20 protein-coding genes and 1 riboswitch are annotated in these 20,080 nt (G+C 39.5%); of the genes, 1 reads left to right on the plus strand and 19 read right to left on the minus strand.

Annotated features, from left to right (window positions below; genetic code table 11):
- Together ACQV1I_RS15675 and ACQV1I_RS15680 are read right to left on the minus strand one after the other, a co-directional pair.
- Positions 1 to 1,968 carry a DNA gyrase/topoisomerase IV subunit B gene (locus ACQV1I_RS15675; RefSeq protein WP_116334090.1) on the minus strand — a complete coding sequence of 656 codons (1,968 nt, stop codon included), beginning with the start codon at positions 1,966 to 1,968 and terminating at the stop codon, positions 1 to 3.
- Positions 1,969 to 2,376: 408 nt separating this feature from the next.
- Entirely contained in the window at positions 2,377 to 3,123 is a 747-nt protein-coding gene (locus ACQV1I_RS15680; protein WP_094699640.1) for a YebC/PmpR family DNA-binding transcriptional regulator, read from the minus strand.
- Positions 3,124 to 3,303: 180 nt separating this feature from the next.
- Between ACQV1I_RS15680 and ACQV1I_RS15685 the strand changes: the two genes are divergently transcribed.
- Positions 3,304 to 3,693 carry a general stress protein gene (locus tag ACQV1I_RS15685; RefSeq protein ID WP_094699639.1) on the plus strand — a complete coding sequence of 130 codons (390 nt, stop codon included), beginning with the start codon at positions 3,304 to 3,306 and terminating at the stop codon, positions 3,691 to 3,693.
- Between the two features lie 76 nt (positions 3,694 to 3,769).
- Here ACQV1I_RS15685 and ACQV1I_RS15690 read toward each other — a convergent pair whose 3' ends face one another.
- From ACQV1I_RS15690 to ACQV1I_RS15770, 17 genes are all read right to left on the minus strand, one after another.
- Complete coding sequence (locus ACQV1I_RS15690; RefSeq protein WP_018670501.1) at positions 3,770 to 4,069, minus strand: DUF1292 domain-containing protein; 300 nt, start codon at positions 4,067 to 4,069, stop codon at positions 3,770 to 3,772.
- A 268-nt stretch (positions 4,070 to 4,337) separates the two neighbouring features.
- Positions 4,338 to 4,529, minus strand: coding sequence for a hypothetical protein (locus tag ACQV1I_RS15695; RefSeq protein ID WP_018670500.1), 192 nt, complete (start codon positions 4,527 to 4,529; stop codon positions 4,338 to 4,340).
- Positions 4,530 to 4,595: 66 nt separating this feature from the next.
- A complete protein-coding gene (locus ACQV1I_RS15700; protein ID WP_116334091.1) occupies positions 4,596 to 5,465 on the minus strand; it encodes an ABC transporter permease in 870 nt (289 codons plus the stop codon).
- Positions 5,465 to 6,391, minus strand: coding sequence for an ABC transporter ATP-binding protein (locus ACQV1I_RS15705; RefSeq protein WP_116334092.1), 927 nt, complete (start codon positions 6,389 to 6,391; stop codon positions 5,465 to 5,467). The genes ACQV1I_RS15700 and ACQV1I_RS15705 overlap by 1 nt, the downstream gene beginning before the upstream one ends.
- Positions 6,391 to 8,697 (minus strand): hypothetical protein, encoded by a 2,307-nt coding sequence (locus ACQV1I_RS15710; protein ID WP_116334093.1) that lies wholly within the window; start codon positions 8,695 to 8,697, stop codon positions 6,391 to 6,393. Before ACQV1I_RS15710 ends, ACQV1I_RS15705 begins: the two co-directional genes overlap by 1 nt.
- A gap of 11 nt (positions 8,698 to 8,708) precedes the next feature.
- Positions 8,709 to 9,812, minus strand: coding sequence for a TolB family protein (locus tag ACQV1I_RS15715; protein WP_094699635.1), 1,104 nt, complete (start codon positions 9,810 to 9,812; stop codon positions 8,709 to 8,711).
- Positions 9,802 to 10,377 (minus strand): RNA polymerase sigma factor, encoded by a 576-nt coding sequence (locus tag ACQV1I_RS15720; RefSeq protein ID WP_116334094.1) that lies wholly within the window; start codon positions 10,375 to 10,377, stop codon positions 9,802 to 9,804. The genes ACQV1I_RS15715 and ACQV1I_RS15720 overlap by 11 nt, the downstream gene beginning before the upstream one ends.
- 212 nt (positions 10,378 to 10,589) lie before the next feature.
- Positions 10,590 to 11,087: a dihydrofolate reductase gene (locus tag ACQV1I_RS15725; RefSeq protein WP_094699633.1), complete on the minus strand. Its 498-nt coding sequence runs from the start codon at positions 11,085 to 11,087 to the stop codon at positions 10,590 to 10,592.
- Positions 11,087 to 11,872 carry a thymidylate synthase gene (locus ACQV1I_RS15730; RefSeq protein ID WP_094699632.1) on the minus strand — a complete coding sequence of 262 codons (786 nt, stop codon included), beginning with the start codon at positions 11,870 to 11,872 and terminating at the stop codon, positions 11,087 to 11,089. The genes ACQV1I_RS15725 and ACQV1I_RS15730 overlap by 1 nt, the downstream gene beginning before the upstream one ends.
- A 540-nt stretch (positions 11,873 to 12,412) precedes the next feature.
- The gene (gene nikE / locus ACQV1I_RS15735) at positions 12,413 to 13,213 is read right to left on the minus strand and encodes a nickel import ATP-binding protein NikE (RefSeq protein ID WP_116334147.1); all 801 of its coding nucleotides are present in this window, start codon (positions 13,211 to 13,213) and stop codon (positions 12,413 to 12,415) included.
- A gap of 17 nt (positions 13,214 to 13,230) precedes the next feature.
- Positions 13,231 to 14,202: an ABC transporter ATP-binding protein gene (locus tag ACQV1I_RS15740; protein ID WP_116334096.1), complete on the minus strand. Its 972-nt coding sequence runs from the start codon at positions 14,200 to 14,202 to the stop codon at positions 13,231 to 13,233.
- A gap of 15 nt (positions 14,203 to 14,217) precedes the next feature.
- Positions 14,218 to 15,048 carry a nickel ABC transporter permease subunit NikC gene (gene nikC, locus ACQV1I_RS15745; RefSeq protein WP_094699629.1) on the minus strand — a complete coding sequence of 277 codons (831 nt, stop codon included), beginning with the start codon at positions 15,046 to 15,048 and terminating at the stop codon, positions 14,218 to 14,220.
- Between the two features lie 2 nt (positions 15,049 to 15,050).
- The gene (gene nikB / locus ACQV1I_RS15750) at positions 15,051 to 15,989 is read right to left on the minus strand and encodes a nickel ABC transporter permease (RefSeq protein WP_116334097.1); all 939 of its coding nucleotides are present in this window, start codon (positions 15,987 to 15,989) and stop codon (positions 15,051 to 15,053) included.
- Positions 15,990 to 16,025: 36 nt separating this feature from the next.
- The gene (gene nikA, locus ACQV1I_RS15755; protein WP_116334098.1) at positions 16,026 to 17,657 is read right to left on the minus strand and encodes a nickel ABC transporter substrate-binding protein; all 1,632 of its coding nucleotides are present in this window, start codon (positions 17,655 to 17,657) and stop codon (positions 16,026 to 16,028) included.
- A gap of 157 nt (positions 17,658 to 17,814) precedes the next feature.
- Positions 17,815 to 18,001, minus strand: a riboswitch (cobalamin riboswitch).
- 166 nt (positions 18,002 to 18,167) lie between these two features.
- Positions 18,168 to 18,791 (minus strand): nitroreductase family protein, encoded by a 624-nt coding sequence (locus ACQV1I_RS15760; protein ID WP_116334099.1) that lies wholly within the window; start codon positions 18,789 to 18,791, stop codon positions 18,168 to 18,170.
- Positions 18,792 to 19,039: 248 nt separating this feature from the next.
- Positions 19,040 to 19,426: a DoxX family protein gene (locus tag ACQV1I_RS15765; RefSeq protein WP_116334100.1), complete on the minus strand. Its 387-nt coding sequence runs from the start codon at positions 19,424 to 19,426 to the stop codon at positions 19,040 to 19,042.
- A gap of 106 nt (positions 19,427 to 19,532) precedes the next feature.
- Complete coding sequence (locus ACQV1I_RS15770; RefSeq protein WP_116334101.1) at positions 19,533 to 20,024, minus strand: MarR family winged helix-turn-helix transcriptional regulator; 492 nt, start codon at positions 20,022 to 20,024, stop codon at positions 19,533 to 19,535.
- Positions 20,025 to 20,080: the final 56 nt, after the last annotated feature.

Here is a 20,080-nt window from a genome sequence, read left to right on the forward strand (position 1 = left end):
CTACTCATCCTCTCCTACTTCAAATGTGACATGGGTTTCGATCCATTCACGGCGAGGAGGGACTTTATCGCCCATTAAAACCGTAATTAATTTTTCACAATGAGCCCGATCTGCAAGAGACACTTGGATTAACTTCCGGTTCTCAGGGTCCATTGTCGTCTCCCATAATTGATCTGGGTTCATCTCACCTAAGCCTTTATAACGCGTAATTTTTGCCCCTTTACCTAACTTTTTCAGAGCGATGTCCAATTCTTCATCATCCCAGCAATAATAGGATTCTGCACCCTTCTTGCCTTTTCCACCATCTTTAGCTACTTGATAAAGAGGTGGCTGAGCAATATAAAGCTTATTAGAGGCAATAAGCGGCTGCATATATCGGAAGAAGAAGGTTAATAACAGCGCTTGGATATGCGAACCATCCACGTCTGCGTCTGACATGATAATAATTTTATCAAACGCACAATTTTTTATGGAAAATTCTTCACCGATATCTGTCTCCAGCACTTCTAAAATCGTTCTGAACTCTTCGTTAGATAAAACATCGGATAATTTAGCCTTCTCCGTGTTCAACGGCTTTCCTTTCAAACCAAAAATCGCTTGATATTCGGAGTTACGAGCTTGCTTAGCAGATCCCCCTGCCGAATCACCCTCAACTAGGAAAAGCTCATTAATACTCGGATTTTTATATTGAGGTGGTGCAAATTTTTCAGAAATGGATTTACGCTTCTTAGCACTCTTCCCCTTTTTGTCCCCGCGCAACGCTTCTCTTTGTTTGCGAAGCTCCTCACGAATTTGCATCGATTTTAATGCTTTATCAATTAATAGCTTAGCGATTTCCGGATTTTCTTCTAGAAAAAAGCCCAATTTTTCCGAGATAATCTGTTCTACAATGGTACGTGCTTCTTCATTACCCAATTTGTCTTTCGTTTGTGATTCAAACTGGACATCAGACATTTGCAGGGATAACACACCTAGAAAGCCTTCACGTAAATCATTCCCGGTCAAATTAGGATCTTTTTCTTTGATATACCCTTTCTTGCGGGCAAAGTCATTAAAAATCCTTGTGGTGGCATTTTTAAAGCCAGTGACATGCGTTCCACCATCATTTGTAGGGATCGAATTCACATACGAAGCTAGTGTCTCAGTATAGCCATCATTGTATTGGAAGGCTAACTCTACATACACATTATCCTTCTCTCCATCAAAGTAAACAACAGAATGGAGAGCGTTTTTTCCCTCGTTTAAATACTCTACGTATGATTTAATACCATCTTCATAATAGAATTCTTCTTTACGTGTCTCTGACGTACGTTTATCAATTAACACCATGCGTAAGCCTTTCAACAGAAAAGCTGTTTCACGGAAGCGGTCACGCAAGGTTTCGTAATCAAATTTAGTGGTTGTAAATACCTCCGGATCTGGTTGGAACGTTACGGTTGTCCCTGTACGCTTAGACTTTCCTACAATATCAAGGCCCGTTACCGCTTTACCTACAAGTTCCTGTCCATTCTTGTCCACCAAGTATTCAAAGCGTTGTTTATAAATGTTTCCTTCTCGGTGGATTTCTACTTCTAGCCAGCGAGATAAAGCAACAACGACACTGGAGCCAACTCCATGTAAACCACCGCTTTTTTTATACCCGCCACCGCCAAATTTACCACCTGCGTGAAGTGTGGTAAAAATGACCTCTGGCACTGGACGTCCAGATTTATGCATACCTGTTGGTATACCGCGACCGTGGTCCTCGACGCTTACGCTACCATCCGGATAAAGAGTGACAATAATACGATCGTTCACGCCAGCCAAAGCTTCATCTTTAGCATTATCCACGATCTCCCACACTAAGTGGTGCAAACCGCGTGATCCGGTGGAGCCTATATACATACCAGGTCTTTTACGTACGGCGATCAAGCCTTCCAGGACCTGAATATCGTCTTCGGTATATGATAGTGCTCGATTATCAGCCATTCTGTTCTCCCCTCTTACACACTCGCAATCAACGTTCCTCAAGCGAACACCTAATCGCTATTTTATCTCATTTCATGAAAAGAAAAAACTCTTTTACATGAAAGCTCTTACATAGTTGCTACTATACATGTATTTTGCTTGTTGTTCCACAGTAACAAACCTACATACAGGAAAATTTCACCTTTTATCTTGATTTTCTCTATTCTTGTAGAAAAATAGCCATCTTTATCCCTTTCTAACAAAGGTAACGTTCTTCCTGCTTTTTCATATGTATTTTTTTTTGCAACCCAGCTCTTTCAAAAAATAAGCCTCTTATGTACACTCTACTTTCTAAACAACAGGAACATTAGTTCGTTTCTTATAGATAAATACAGCCACCCTGCCGTTTGGACAAGATGGCTGAAAGACTTAGCCTTGAATACGTTCCAGCTCTTCTTTATCGATGTCGTAATTCGCATACACATTTTGCACGTCGTCATTCTCTTCAAATGCTTCCATCATCTTCAGGATTTTTTCAGCATCTTCGCCTGTAACCTTGACAGTGTTTTGTGGAATCCACTGTACTTCAGCATTGGTAAATTTGTATCCCTCTGCTTCCAAAGCCTGCTTTACTTGCTCCAATTCGTGAGGATGCGTAATGACTTCGTATTCTTCCTCTGTCACGATCAAATCCTCTGCACCAGCTTCTAGGGCTTGCATCAGCATTGTATCTTCATCAACTTCAAATTGTTCACGGTCAATAACAATCGCACCTTTACGGTCAAACATGAAGCTTACAGAGCCTGTTTCACCCATATTACCACCGCGTTTACCAAAAATAGCGCGAACGTCAGCGGCTGTACGATTTCGATTATCAGACAAGCATTCTACGATAACAGCGACGCCGCCTGGAGCATATCCTTCATAACGGATTTCTTCGTAATTATCCCCTTGGCCACTGTCCGTAGCTTTTTTAATCGCACGCTCAATATTGTCATTGGGCATATTAATAGCTCGTGCATTGGCAATAATTGCTTTTAGTTTCAGGTTTGCATTGGGGTCAGGTCCGCCGTTTCTAGCTTCTACATAAATTTGACGAGCTAACTTAACATATTGATTGTTTTTCTTTTGATCGGCTGCACCTTTTTTTCCTGCAAATAACTTAAACTTTGGCATGTGAAACTCTCCTCACCAGAAATGTCTGCTTGGGTATGAAATAATAACTTATTCTAGCAAAAAGTAACGATTCGTACAAGGCTAGCTCGTCTGATTGCCACAAAGATGGCAAGGGTAAAGACATAATTACAGGGCAAGCTAGATAGTGAACCCATACCTATTTGCGAGGAGGATGAACCTGTGCTAAGTGCAACGAAACCGTTTGTAAAGCTGCATAAGTACGACGAGCATCTGGTGGCTGACATTGAAGCACTCAATTCATCTGGTTATGCTAAAGATGACATTTATGTGTTGAAATGGAATCCTGATAAAAATCATTCCAATCAACGCGACAATTTTTACAAATATAGTACTCATTTTGAAAAAGCAAAAGGCCATATCGACAGCAAAGCCAATTTTTTTGACAATGGTGGGAAGGAATTACGTTCTAAGCTCGAACATATTGGACTAACCAAAGACGAAGCCTCTGCCTTAGTTCGAGAACTGGAAGAAACGGATAAAACCTGCATCTTGGCTGTGCATGATTTAAAAGATAATATTATTGAAATGAATACGCAATATAATCAGTAGGGTGTTCAAACCAGCAAGAAACCCGGAGTAGAGAGTAGCTCCGGGTTTTGATTTATCACATTTTTACATGGTTCTTTTACTCGTGAGTACGGTCAATCAGTTCAATGCCTTCCATTGTCTCATGCAATTTTGCATGAGCAGCTTCTTCCTCTTCTTCTAGCAATGGAACTAGTTCTCCCTCTTCAATACCAAACACATAAATGTCGATTTCGCCTTCTTCATCAATCTCGTCTTCTTCGGTTGCTTCTGTAAGTGCAACAAATTGTTTGTTATTTAATTCAAACATCGCGATTACTTCAAAATCGCCCATTTCTTCGCCATTTTCATCGTCAAGTGTGATGATATCACCTAAAGCCAAATCTTTTTCGTTTTCCATGTGTATATGCCTCCTGCTCTTATTCGCTTAGGTTATGTATCGTCGTCCATTCAGACAGCAACTCATATGTTTGGTGTGGAGTTACATAACATACTAGATACTAGCCAATTTAACTAGTTCTATTCCAGTATTCCCCTACACCTTTCTTAGCATACCTTGCTTTTTAGGAAAAGTCTATGAGAAGTTCTTTAACATAAAAGACCGTCTCCTTCTGGGGAGACGGCCTCATCCATCTATCTACCACTGTTTGCTCTGTTACAAACGTAAACTAATTAGCCTCGTAGGGAATCTCTTCAATGACTCCTTTTTCAATCAAAAAAGCTTCCTCCGCTTCCAAGATTGCAATAATCTCTTGGCGTCCTACTTTCATGCCGCCTTCAGCAAGTTTTCTTTCTACGAATTGCAGCATCTCTTCATAGTCTAACACTTGTACATCTTGTTGATTATTTTGTTGTCCCATGGTTATTACCCCCTGCATTCTCTCAGCCATTCTTTGGGTAGTATAGCATGAATCCACCAAGCTAGGCTATTCTCTAGCGCATTCACCGTTGCTCTCTTGTTTTCGTGTCCAGGGACGGCGCACTGGCTTTAATAAGTATGCAGACCAGCATAATAAACCTATACTTAGCACTAGATAAAAGCTTGCGAAATAGCCCCAATAAAAATCTTCACTGCTCGATACAGAAGAGAAATGCGTCATGCCAAGAATACGTGAACCGACTATGCATGGATTAATATAGGTTAACCACTTTATTAGGAAAAAATTTTCTATTCCATTACTGTCAGGATACCAGTAATACAAAATCGCTACCAAAAAGTATAAGAGAAACCCTGTACCTACCACAAAGAAAAAGGCAATTCCATATGCAATAATCGTACTTACACCGGTTCGTTTAACCCATGTTGAACAAAAAATCCCTAACGAGCCAAAAAACAGGATGTTGATAGCAAAAAAGAGAATGATACTAAAAATTTGAGATGGCGATACCCCACCATACAAGAATACAAAGCTGTACAGAGGCAGAGAAGCCATAATTAAGAGAAACATAAAAGACAGGGATGTAACCAGCTTGCTCAAAATAATCCGTCGTGGCGATAATTGAGTGGTTAATAGGATATTAAGGGTCTGCCTTTCCCTTTCACCACTAATTGTTCCCGCTGCTAATGCCGGCGCAATAAAACAAATCAAGGCATAATGCAGAGCGGACATTGCCAAAAATAGATCATCTCCCTCTCCTAAAAAAAACGTGTTAGTTTTCTCCATAATGGTTAAATACCCCAGCAGCACAGCACCAAAAACCATTAGATAGCTAAACAGAATCCAGATTGACCTTTTAGAGCGAAATCTCTCTCGCAATTCTTTGGAAATAAGCGGATTACCAAAAAAATGCCCCATTAGTTGCCCACCCCTTCCGTAATAGCTAAGAACACATCCTCCAGGTTTTCTTGTGAGTCTGCGAAATGTGTGACAGGGATGTTCGCCTGTATTAACTGCTGTAGTAAAATAACCTTCTCTTCTGGTGTACCAGTAAAGTGAAAACGGAAATGACTGTTTTTGTTATCTAAGCGTTTCACAAAAGGAGAGGCATGTAGGATTTGTTCTGCAAGCTCTACGTTACCCAATGTTTTTACTTGCATAATAGAGATACCGCGTGTCTCTGTGCTCACTTCGTTAACAGCTCCATTTGCAATGAGCTGGCCTTTTTCGATGACGCCAATCTCGTCGCAAAGCTCTGCTAGCTCAGGCAAGATATGAGAGCTAATTAGAATTGTTTTGCCCATTCTTTGTAATTTCTTTAAGATTTCTCGCATTTCAATGCGTGCCCGAGGGTCCAATCCTGAAGCAGGTTCATCCAAAATAAGAATTTCTGGACTATGAACTAAACAACGCGCTAAACCAAGACGCTGTTTCATTCCACGTGACAAATGATCGACATAAGCATCAGCTTTATTACTGAGATTAACCAAATCTAACAGATCAGCTACTAAGTTAGAACGGTTTCGGGCTGGAATATTATATGCCCTTGCATAAAAATCAAGGTATTCTGTAGCTTTTAAATTATCATAAACACCAAAAAAGTCAGGCATGTAGCCTAGGAGCTGTTTAACCTCCTTAGGTTCCTTCTCTACATCATATCCGCCAACATAAGCCTTTCCACTGGTAGCTGGTAGGAGAGTAGCAAGAATCATCATCGTCGTACTCTTGCCTGCACCATTTGGCCCAATAAACCCATAAACGCTCCCCTTTTGAATGGATAGATTCACATTCTTTAGGGCTTCAAACTTCCCATATCGTTTGGAGAGATTCTGCGTCTGTATCATTATTGTTTCTCCTTTCCTTCCAACTGGAAGACAGGTTGTGGAATGGAGACAGGTGAATCTCCTTCATAAATGAATCTGATCAATATAAATCCTTCCGTATTGACATATTCTTTTGGGTTGTCTTTTAACTGTAATGCGCTATTACTATCAAGGACTTTCCACTCACGAGAAGCTGCATGATACACTGCTTTCTTCACATATTGATAAGCGAAATTATCTAGTGGAGCCATCACGTTCGTTAATTCCACATTGGATGGTACTTGTAATCCATACGTTACTTTTCCATTATACATAGTAACTTCATCATGATCCTCTCGACTTACATTACCTTCCGTACTAAGAATCTGAACCCCTAATGTTCCATATGGATACGTAATGCGATTGGTTTGAGCATCTTTTAACAGGATTGGTTGTTGAACAAAGGTAAGGTAATCTTGTACAAAGCCTTGTTCAGATGCAGTAAAGACCTGATATGGGCTATTGCTTACACCTACCAAATTCATTCCGTTGACACTGCCCACTGCTTGCAGTGAATTGTCGTACAGCATGGCTTTTTGCCGCTCATTTTGAGTAGGATAGGCCATGTCTTCTAAAGAGAAATCTTGTTTATAAAATGGTTTAATCTCTTCATTTATCTGCTTAGTCTCCCCTTTAGCAAGAGAGCCCAGCTCCATTCTCCGATTCCCCATTGTTAGATACAACTCTTGGTAATCAAAAATACTCTTGTTCGTTATCGTTCCCTTGATATGATCTTGTTCAAAAATCAAATCAGCTTGTATTTGGCCAACATCTTTAACCAAACCTCCCCCATTAATTGACTTTTGAGTCATATATGGGATTTGATTTATCGTTGTTTGAAATTGCCCACGATCGTTTTGTCTAATGGTATAGGCATATTTGTTTTTGTTTTTTTCCGTGTATTGTAAAAGATTTCCCGGAACAATTAACCCATCTTTAGTATCCAAGGTAACTGCTCCCCCAGAACGCTTCAAAACAGTTGCATCCGATTTTATTATCGCTAAATCAGGTTTAATCGAGATAATTTGGTTTACAGTATACAGCTTATCACTTGGAGCTATTAAATTTTTACCAAAAGAAAGTGCTCCAACACTAACTACTAGGGCTGAAACAGGGATAATTCCCCATGCCCAGTCTCGACGGTCCCTACGTTTTAACAGCACATACAGGATAGGTCCAATTAATAGTACATATCCGATCCAAATGAAAAATAACACCGAAGCAGACGGTACATGAATCCCTGGAATATGATTTGCCAAATTATAATAGTTAGGATTTCGATTCAGATAAGGAAAACTCACTTGGCTATTTAGTTCATATTGAGATACTAGTTTACTCCAAAGCTGACGGTTGAAATCCCATGAAGCCAATGGCTGTGCATTGACATCATAGTTAGCAAAAAACAACTTGCCTAAACCCACTTTTTGGGTCGAAAACAATGGTAATGACTTGTTATACACTGTTATTTGTTGAACAGGCAAAGCTGATTTTTTACTTATTTCGGTGAAGGTAGACAGATCTTTTGTGGTTCCTGGCTGCCTGGTCAAAGCTGGCATCCACTCTTTAAAAGAGTCTAATATTTCTGGAGGAGTAGCAGCGGAAACCAAAAGGTTCCCTCCAGCATATACCCACTCTTTTATTTTGTTTATCTGATCCGAAGGTAAGCTATTTGCTGAAATATCTCCAATTACTAGCATATTGATATTACTTAGTACATGAGCTTCAGTGGGCAACTCTTCCGGAATCACATTACTAACCAGCATACTCTTCCAGTTAGCCCCATTTGCATACTCAGCTTCTTTATTACTGTCTCCAGCACCCTCTTGTCTTACTTGGTTTAAGAATTGCATACTGTTTTCGTGTTGATCAAGGACAACAACCGTTACTTGATCCGACTGCTTTTCTCTACCTTGATAGTTTGGTGTCACCTTAGCAAGCAATTGATTGCCTTGATAAAACTCCAGTTGTAATGTACGGCTATTATTTATAATCTCTTCACTTGGTAGATCGAAGAAAACATGTTTTGTTTCCCCTTTTTGGACAGTAATCTCTTTTACGTAAGGAAGTACCATTTTCTTTGAATTAAGCTCCTCAATCGAAAACCGTAGCTCACCTGTGACTGCATCACCGTTATTCGTAATATCTGCATGGACGCGAATCAAATTATCCTGACTCGTTATATCAGCAAATGGAATCTTCGTTTTCATTTCAATTCTGTCCGCCGCATACGCAACAGGAAGTTGAAATCCCATGAAAGCGAGTGTAATCGCTACCAGCCATTTCCACATATGTTTTCCTCCTATTTTTGTAAATCAAGCGGCGTAAACATAAACCCTTGTTGATCAGAGTTGACTATTAAGAGATGCTTTCCATCACTAGTCCATTCAGCCCTCTTTACCGATTCTTTCTGAATACCAGCTGGAAGTTTTACTTTTTTCCAGTTTTTGATAGTTTCATCCATCGTACCCATCAACATAACGCCATCTGGTGAAAGAATCGTAAGTTGCTTAGCTGAAAACCATGACGGTGAGCTTCCTCTCACTTTTTCCTTGATTTCCCCTGTCTGTCGATCATAAATACAAACCTCTCCATTTTGTTCAAAAGAGAGATAACGACCATTGTGAGACCAAGCTGCCTTTGAACCGTTTGCTACCTTCTCTTTTCCAAAGGTACGCAGATTGGTCACCCAAACCTCAGGTTTATCTTGCTTATATACTGTATAAGCTAAAAATTCATCTTTAGGATCAAATGCAGGGTCAATTACTGGACGGTTCTCCTGCTCCAATAATAGTCTCGGTGCGTAACTCTTTTCTTTACTCTGATTAAGTTGTAAAACCCACAATTTCCCTTTATCCTGACTGTTTTCTGTCAGTGCCAGTTTCGTACTTGTAGAATTCCATGCAATGGAGTCATACGTACCAATTTGTTGAGGAAGTTCAATAGGAGTATCTATTTCAATGTCATATCCACTTATAATGTGCAACTTATTATCGGCTTGCAAATAGGCAACCTGTAAATCTGAGGATAGCACTGCCGAATCAGTAGACAGCTTAGGAATGCTGATTGGTGACTTCGAAATGGCAAGATCAACATCTGCCTGAGCCACGTTTACGTACAAAAAAGCAGCCAAAGCAACTGTTCCTACCCCCCCTAGCATATACCAGCCTCTTTTTCGATTGATCCTCTTTTGATCATTGAGCTTTATTTCTTCCTGACGGACTATCGTAAGATGCGGTTGTTTTTGCCCTTGCATTTGCTCCATTAATTTACGTTTCAAATCTTCTTTTAATCGATAGTTAACAGGAACCGCCTTACGCATATCACTTAAATGTGACAAGAGTTCAACCACGGTCTGTTCATGTTCATTTGTTTGATCTGATGCACTACGTAGATCATCCTTCATGGCGATCACCTTCCTCATACAAACTCTGCAAGACTTTTATTCCGCGGTGAGAGATCATCTTAACGGACGATTCACTTTTAGCTAACACTTCTGCAACCTGTGAAATTTTTAGATCAGCAAAGAAACGAAGCGTCAAAACATCACGCTGATCCTGTGATAACATATTTAACCTTGTCCGTAATAAAGTCATTTCTTCTTTAGATAAAACACGCAATTCCGGTTGATACTCATCATCTGCTTCAATAAACAATAATTCTTCTGCTTCCGTCGGGTATTCACGTATCTTACGAACAAAATCAATAAACGTATTATGAGCGATACGAAAAATCCAAGATGCAAATGGGCTTTTACGGCTATATTGATCAAATTTCTCCAGAGCTTTTAAAAATACGCTGGTTGTCAAGTCATCTGCATCCCACGAACTATGTACACGACATCGTAAATAACGATTAACTCGATCAAAATATTCATCATATAGCTCTGGGAAATCTCTCGCTTCATAGTAATCAGTCTCTATCGCAACAGACGGATTTTCCTTACCGTCCTGCTTTACGGCCATTACCATCCCTCTTCCTCCACACTGTTTGTTTCTACTCCAATTGACGCATCATATCCGAAAAAGGTCACAGGCATAAACAAAAAAAGTGTAAAATATGCATTTTTTCTTATACATAAGCAAAAAAAAAGAAACACACAGAAAAAAACATCCTTGTTCCCAGTAAAATACAGGGAGCAAAGATGTTTGGCAGTTAAAATTACTAGAGGTTCGTCCTCAGACTATTGACAATCCGTTACACTCCGAACATATATTTGGAACTCATACTGATATGGATTCTCTTCGTTTTGTACACCAGGTGTCACTTCAACTTGTTTCCATTCAGATTCATCAAACGTAGGAAAAAAGGCATCTCCCTTGAACTCCTGCTGAATCTGAGTAATATACATTTTACTAGTGTAGGGAAAAAGCAACTCATAAATTTTTGCCCCACCAATAATAAACGCTTCTTCTTTACTATCTATCATCGCAAGAACTTCTTCAATCGAATGAGCGATTTCACAGCCATCCGCCTCATAGTTTGCTTGCGTCGTCAGCACGATATTTCGTCGATTAGGTAGAGGCTTCCCAATAGATTCATACGTTTTTCGCCCCATGATGATAGCATGACCAGTTGTGATACGGCGAAAATACTTTAGATCCTCTGGTAATCGCCATGGTAGCTGGTTATCTCGACCAATAACACGGTTCTGCCCCATAGCAAAAATGCTTGATAGCACTAAACAGCCACCTCCATGGCAATTTTTGGCTGATGCTTATAATCGATTAATTTCACATCATCTGGTGTAAAATCATAAAAATCGGTGATCTCCGGGTTAATCCAAAAGCTAGGAGCAGGATAAGCTTCTCTAGTTAATTGGGTACGCAAGCCTTCGAAATGATTTTCGTAGATATGTGCATTATTAATATAATGCTGGAATTTTCCTGGCTTTAGACCTGTGACTTGCGCAATCATATGAATAAGCACAGCATACTGAGTAGTATTAAACGGAATTCCTAAGCCCATATCACCGCTACGCTGTACAAGAGTACAGTTTAAATAACCGTCCGTAACATCCCACATGGTTTGAAAGGCACATGGCTGCAAGGCCATTTCTTCTAAATCATTCATGTCCCATAAACTAATAATATGTCGGCGGCCTTGGGGATCGTTTTTGAGGCCATCGATTAGCTTGTCTATCTGCTTGTGTTTAGCAATTTGATAACCGTATGCTTTACCGATCGTTCCGTCCTCTTTAGCCCATTCATCCCATACACGTACACCCATCTCTTGCAACAGCCTCACATCATTACTTTGGTGCTTGTAAATCCATAGCAATTCTTTGACAGCTGTTTTAAACGCAACGAATTTGGTTGTCAAAATCGGAAATTCTTTCTGTAAATCATAGCTTAGTAGCTGACCAAACAGTTTCTTTGTGGGGATTCCTGTGCGATTGTTGTCATAATATCCGTTTTCTAAAATATCTTCCACTAAAGCAAGGTATTGTATATCTGCTTGACTCATCTTGATCACGTCCTTCTTACAAACTCTAAGACAGTATAACGAAACATTACGTTCTTGAAAAGCTTTTCGCCTAATCCTCTTTGTGACCAAACACTAGTAAAAAAAGCTAGTATTTTATTTACTTCGAATGGTGGCATTTTAATATTGCCGAACAAAAAGACCTCGTTCCTTTTCCCTATTATCTTGAATTCAAAACAAATCAGAATATTTAAAATATCTTTCACATCGGTATATCCAAACATTTCACTATTAGACTATCATCCACAAAAAACAATAATTACCCAAAATTGGTACAAAATAACAAAATAAGAGTTAAAGAATGTATGGTTACAGAAACACCAAAAAGTAATTCGAAAGAGAGTTTCGACCTTATTTGTTCAAAAGGACGATATTTACACTATGAAAACCCCTTTCAAAAAGGTGCTTGTCAAAAATAAATATCATACATATTATTTTTTACCTAACCTGAAACTCTCTTAGATAGATTAAATTTCTTGCTCGCTCAAAAAACTCTATCCCTCCCTGTCACACACCTATGTTTTACACCCCAGATAATCCCGGATCAGGATATAACACGGAAGACATTATTTTTTTAGAAACAGGATGTTGTAAGCTTTCAAGCTGTTCCATATCATCTAACCATTCAACAATCTCACCCTTATACATCACCCCTATACAGTCCGCTATGTAATTTATCGCCTGTAAATCATGAGAGATAAAGAGATAGGAAAGTTGAAACTCTTCTTTTAGTTCTGCTAAAAGATGTAAGATTTGTACTTGTACAAGAGCGTCTAAAGCGCTTACGGCCTCATCAAGTATAATTAGCTTCGGTCTTAATGCAATAGCTCTAGCGATATTTATTCTCTGTAATTGCCCTCCACTGAACTGGTGAGGGTATTTATACATATCTTCCGGAGATAATCCAACGGTCTCCAAAAGGCCCTGTATTTTCTGTATCTCTTCAGTAGCCGTAAGCCTTTCATAATTTCGTAACGGTTCAGCGATAATCTCTCTTATCGTTAATCGTGGGTTTACAGCGCTATAACAATCCTGAAAGACAACCTGCAGATTTCTCCGTACCTCCTTTAATTCTTTTTCTCTTAAACGATAAAGGTCCTTTCCCTGAAACCAGACCTCTCCCTGATCAGGCTTTTCAAGCCCCAGAATAATTTTGCCTAGAGTACTCTTTCCTGCCCCGCTTTCGCCAACAAGCCCTAGACATACCCCTTCTTCCAGCGTTAGAGAAACACCTTTTACAGCTTCAACCGTTTTACGCTTCCTCCAAACGGAGTTACCAAGCAAGTATGTTTTCTTTATGTCTTTCAACTCAAGCAGACTCACTCTTCTTTCACCCAACTTTATCGTAATTTTACACATCGTACTAGATGATCTTTTTCATATTCCTTCCATTCAAGCTTGCTAGTTGCACAAATGTGATCTGCATCCTCGCATCGATCTAAAAATGGGCATATATTGTCTCTATTCGGTGGAGTGGGAGGAGAAACGCTAACACGTTTTGCACTCTTTGCCCTCCTTCTCGTTAATCCAAGTCTGGCTTGTAACAAAACACGAGTATATGGGTGCATCGGATGATTGAATAACTTCCATACTGGTGCCTTCTCAACTATATACCCACCATACATGACAGCCACTTCGTCAGCCAACTGAGCAATTACCCCTAGATCGTGTGATACTAATAAAATACCGGTTTCGTATTCTTTTCTTATCCTATCCAACTGTTTCAAAATTTGGAGTTGATTAGTCGTATCGAGAGCTGTCGTGGGCTCGTCCGCAATAAGGATAGATGGATGTAAGGACATCGTGATCGCAATCATCACACGCTGGAGCATACCGCCACTTAGCTGAAATGGATATTGCTTCAATATACTCTCTGGATTTGGCAAATCCATTTTTTCCAAATGCTCTACAGCCATTTTCTGCGCTTCCCGCTTCGTGATAGGCAAATGAGTTCTCAGTGTTTCAATAAAATGCCGACCAATTGTCCGCACAGGATTAAAGGCGGTCATAGGATTTTGCATAATAAAAGCGATCTCACTACCTCGTACTTTTCCTATGTCTTCTACTGAACAAGTTAACATATCCTTATTTCTAAACGTGATGCTCCCTTCTACCACCTTTGCCTTATCGGGTAAAAGATTTATTAAAGACATGCACGTCATCGTTTTGCCTGATCCGCTCTCTCCGACAAGCCCAAACACTTTCCCAGCCTCTATTTCAAAGCTTACCTCATTGACAGTCTGAGTCACCCCATGCGGTGTTGATACAACTATATTCAAATTGTTAACAGTTAGAATGGGGTGCTGTCCCATCTTCCATCCTCCTTTCTATTTTCTTCTTAGGTCTAAGGCATCCCTCAGGGCTTCTCCGAACAAGTTGAAAGCGATCACGACAAGTAAGATCATCATACCTGGGTACAACATCAAGGATGGGTTATTTCTAAAAAATGGTTTACTGTCGTTGATCATCATTCCCCATTCTGCCTCTGGCGGCTGTATGCCAAGACCTAGAAATGAAAGTCCAGAAATAGCTAAAACAATTCCTCCGATGTCCATAAAAGCTAATACAACTATCTGAGATATAATCGTAGGTAAGATATGTTTTAGCACAATGACCAGCTTTGGTGTTCCACATACCTTAGCTGCTAAAATAAAGTGTTGCTCCTTAACGCTAAGTACCATTCCCCGAATAATGCGAGCATAAAAAACCCATTGGACAAGCACCATCGCTAAAATCAGATTCCCAAGACCTGGTCCCAAGATTCCAATCAAAGCTAAGGACAGAAGCAAGCTTGGAAATGCCATGAGAATATCACAAATCCGCATGAACAAATAATCAACCCAACCACCTCTGAAGCCTGCATAAATACCGATCGGAATACTGATTGTCATGGTTAATCCCATGATAATGAAAGCTGTTCCCAGTGAGGTTCGTGTCCCATAGATTAATCGAGACCATATACATCTCCCTAAATGATCGGTCCCTAACGGAAATGTAGCGGAAGGGCCTTGCAGTTTATGAGTGATATCAACCAGATTCGGATCATTAGGAGACCAAAAAGGCGCAAAAAGAGCCAATAATATCATGAGGAAGATAATGATGCTGCAAATGATCATGAGCTTTTGTGACAGCAGCTTTTGCTTTAGATTTTTCAACATGCTTATTGCTCTCCTTCCCATTTTATCCGGGGATCCAGGAAAGCATATGCAATATCCACAAGGAGATTGCAGACTACAAAGATCACACCCATAAACAATAAACAGCTCTGAATCATCGGATAATCACGCTGTAAAATAGAAGTAACAAATAAAGAGCCCATACCCGGCCAAGCAAAGACGGTTTCAACAATAACGGCTCCGCTTAACATGCTTCCAAGGCTCATGCCTAGTCCAGTTAACACGGGTAATAAGGACTTTTTAAAGACATGTCTGCTAATGATTACTCTTTCGCTCAGCCCTCTCGCTCTCGCATACACTACAAATGGCTCATTCAAGTTTTCTAACGTACTAGCGCGAAGCAATCGCATATACGTACCGATATAAGGAAAAGCCAGTGTCAAGGAAGGAAGCACTAGATGAGCAAAAGTTCCCCTCCCTAATACAGGAAATAAATCTAACTTAACCGATAAAAAATAGATGAATAGGAATCCAAGCCAGAAAGCAGGCATCGAGACACTAACAAAGGCCATTATTCTGCTAACCTGATCAATCATTTTCCCCTTATAAAGAGCAGAAATCATTCCTATAGGTAAACTAATAACAATAATTAGGATGCATGATGCAAATGCTAGTTGTATTGTTGGGAAGAAATGGAGCACGATTTCATCCCATATCGATTTCTTCGACACATAAGATATCCCTAAATCCAATTGAACCACTTTTTCTAACCAATTTACATACTGGATATACAGGGGCTTGTCCAGCCCTAGCTCTGCTCGGATGGATGCCACTGCCTCATCTGTTGGAGGAATATGTGACGCCCTCAAGTAAGCTACGGCTGGGTCCCCAGGGGTTAAGTGGAGCAGAATAAAAGTGATCAGAGAAATTCCAAATAATATTGGCAGTAAACTTGTGAGACGTTTAACAATAAACCAACCCATTTAGTTCTCCTTCAGTCGTTTTTACATATCCCCACTTCACTTACTATCAATGGTAGTGAAAGGCACCTCGTATTCTTGAGGCAAGAAATTAACACCGCTCATATTTTTATGATAAACCGCTATATTAGACTGATAAGAAATTGGTAAGTAAGCAGCCTGTTCGTGCAATGTAGTTAAAATATCTTTATATAGCTTCATTCTGTGTGCTTCGTCTGTACTCACTAATACTTCCTTGATTTTTCCATCTAATTCTTTCTTCCCTGGTAGCCCTAATAGAGCTTTGTAATCCGGACTTCCACCTTCGGAAGGTGTAGTTATAGCGGATAAATAGGAATGCGGATCAAACGGGACACCCCAGCTAGCCGTAAATAATAAATCAAAACTGCCTTCACTCGCTGTAGCCCAAAAATTCTCTTCTTCCTTACTAGTCAACTTAATATCGATCCCCAATTTGCTAAACTCACCTTGAACATATTCCGCTATTGCCTTCTGAATGTTGTCTGAACTAATAAACATCAATTCCAGTTGTAATGTTTCTCCATCCTTCTCCCGAAATGGTTTTCCATTTGCTTGTTTCCATCCCGCTTCATCCAATAACTGTTTCGCTTTTTCTTCATCGTGTTCATACGGTTTCACATCAATTTTTGTGTAAGGAATGGTAGGTGCAAACAAAGTGTCAGCTTTTCTTTCCGTCCCGTAAAAGATATGATCAATCACAGCCTGCTTATTAAAAGCATGCTGGATAGCTAACCGTAATTTGCGGTCTTTGAGCGCTTCTCTGTTCGTATTAAACAGTAGCGCTCTTGTAGCTGTGGGTTCTGATAATTTGGTTTCATATTTTCCTGAGTCCTTCAGAAATCGGAACGAATCTTGGCTAATGACCCCATTACCAAAAATAAGATCGATTTCCTTTTTCTCAAAAGCTAATACTCTAGACTCACCGTCAGGAATGACTTTAACAATCACCTTGTCGACTTTCGGTTTAGCTCCCCAATACTTTTCGTTTCTTGTAAAGATAGCCTTTTCATTTTTCGTATATTCGCTTAGCACCCACGGCCCTGTGCCAATCGGAGCCTTGAGTCCGTCTTTAAATGTGTTTTGACTGTCAGGAAAGGCAGCTTCTCCTACAAATCGTAAGGGTCTGATGTACGTAAGCTCTTGAAGAGTTGGGTAATATGGTTTTTTCAAATTCAGTTTAAACGTAAATTCGTCAACTACTTCTGTGCTTTTCATTTGGTTTATTAATTCCATCCATTCATGTTGTGGGGCATTAGCTAAAACGGTATCAAAATTCTTCTTGACGATTGTAGCATTAAATGGTGAGCCATCAGAAAATGTAACATCTTTCCTTAGGTGAAACACATATTCTTTTCCATCTTTTGATACATCCCAGCTTTGGGCCAACCAGGGCTTAAGTTCTCCACCTTCACCGTAGTAAACAAGAGATTCATATACCATAGCTTGTGAGAACCATTGATTCGGAAAATACGTATGCGGATTTAAATCGCCAATATCTCCGGACCAGGAAAACGTAAGAGCTTTTGAATGATCTTGATTTGATATATTTACTTGATCTTTTGTTGTATTACTGCAACCAGCGATCATGATTGTTAGAATCGCGAGTAGTCCAATAAAAGTAGTGATAAATGTAGATCGTTCCAAAAACATATTTCCTCACCTTTTATCTATAAATTAAATTATTCCAAAAATGTTAAAACACAAAAAAAACATTGCCAACCAGATTAAAAAGGTCAGAAATGCCTATTGTTTAAGAACAATTTGGTCTTCTAGCATTCTAACACCTCCCTATTTCCCCGTAGGTCTAACAGTATTTTTAGAATGGGCAGGTCTTCTGACTTAGGTTCATCATCTCCATGCGTCTTCCCAGATATTATCCAGTGACTTTTTTGCATAAGACTCCCCTTACAGCGGCGGGACCGTGCCGGATTCACACCGGCTTCCCTTTTAAGTATTTGCTATGAAACAAATACACCCATTCCGATATGTAGTTTTTCCTTATGGAAATATTCACTTTATGCCATTAATTTGAAATTAGGACAAAAAGTTTACCTAGAACAAATTATATTCGTTATTCCAAGTTTATGCTATATCAAATTAAGTTCCTAAAAAAACATTGCCAAAGCATGTCCGATTGAACAGCTTTAGCAATGTTTTAACTTACATACCGTTGTAGCTTACAAACTCCCCATTCGGCTTACGATAACCACGTGGACGTTGACTTGATATCTTTTCTTTTCCAATAGTAAACATCATTACTGTTTCATATCCATCAGGAATTTCTAAAATTTCTTTAATAGCATTTGGATCAAACCCAATCATCGGGCACGTATCCCAGCCTTTATCTTTTGCCGATAGCATGAACAACATGGCAGAAAGACTCGCATTGCGAATTGCATCTTCCTTCATAAATGACTCGCCATTGCCCTCATATACCCCTGTAACTGTCTCAATTGTACGATCTAGCTCTTGTTTACTCAAAATTCCGAGATGGTGCATTCCTTCATTTATTTTTTCCACTCCTTGATAAGCGTAACGATTCCCCAACACCAAAATGACTGCTGAAGATGTATGTACTTTATACTGCTTGCAAGATTCATAAATCTTTTCTTTCAAGACGGGATCAGTTACGACTAGGTAGTGTGTATGTTGAAGATTAAAAGCAGAAGGAGCATATTTAACTAAAGTAAAGATCTCTTCAAGATCAGATTGGGTAATTTCTACCCCATCAATGAAATTATTTGCGGAACGCCGACTTTTCACTAGGTTTGTAAAATCGCTCATGTAATTTCCTCTTCTCATTGTATGTATCGTAATGGTTACAGGGGAGGAAAGAACAGTGTTTTCACTACACTTACTCGCTCCCCTGTCTTTTTTGTGCCTACTTGATTTTATTTTGCTTGAATCTGTTTGATTCTTGCCTGATTAGGCCTTATTCTGACCTATATCTCTTGGCATTGTCTTCATGTACAACATTATCATACAATAGAGCAAGTGAATCTGGATACTACTCACTTTTTACAGGTCATATCTTACGCGAATAAAGCATATGCACCTGGTCCAATCAATGCAACCCCGATAGCCACCGCAAGCAATACTAGATTGTATTCCATACCGTTTTGCGTAATCCACAATCCATTTTTTCCATGTACAGTAAAAATAGCGATCAGCATAGTTACAGCGATTAGTGCTCCCCCTATCCAAGTAAACACACCAGACGCAAAGAGCAATCCTCCAACAATCTCACTGGCGCCTGCCATAAATGCCATCAACAAGCCGGGTTTCACACCGATAGATTCTAACCACCCTGCTGTTCCCTTTAAGCCATGCCCACCAAACCATCCAAATAATTTCTGTGTACCATGACCAATAAATAAAAGCCCCACAACTAATCGAATAAGTAAAAGTCCTGCATCCATTTTCTTTTCCTCCTTAGGAATATGTTTTATTTTGAGTATCTTCAATTAAAGATATATGAGAAAGATGGATAATATGCTTCTTTTTATTATCACATCTGTTTTGCTACTACTTATCTGCAAAATTCATTTGGGCTGACTTGCCCAGCTTTTTCAACAAAGTAATGGTAATCTCTTTTTCTTCAGGAGAAAGCCCACTAAGTGCTTCTGTTAGCTTTTCTTGATGTTTCGGAAAAATCTCTTGGAGAAATTGCTCCCCTTCTTGTGTTAATTCCGCATAGATAACTCGTCGATCATTCGGACAGGGCTTACGAAGCAAATAACCCTTTTTTTCTAGCTTATCCACCACATAAGTAATATTTCCACTAGAGATTAAAATCTTGTCACCAATTTGCTGAAGAGGCTGTCTGCCTTTATGAAATAACAATTCTAGAACACCAAATTCAGTAGGATTTAATCCATATTGTCGAATATCTTTCTGAACGTGAGCAGACGTCCAGTTAAATGCACGGGATAACACAACGAACAAATGAAGGGATTGCTCTTGATTTTTATTTGAATCTGTTATCAGGTCCATTTGCTTTCCCTGTTTGTTCAGCATTTTGTTTTCTCCTTTCTTTTTATTTCTTACCTTTTACAAAATACATTTCAATATGT

The sequence above is a fragment of the Brevibacillus sp. JB24b genome (assembly GCF_051713385.1).
Classification (GTDB): domain Bacteria; phylum Bacillota; class Bacilli; order Brevibacillales; family Brevibacillaceae; genus Brevibacillus_B; species Brevibacillus_B laterosporus.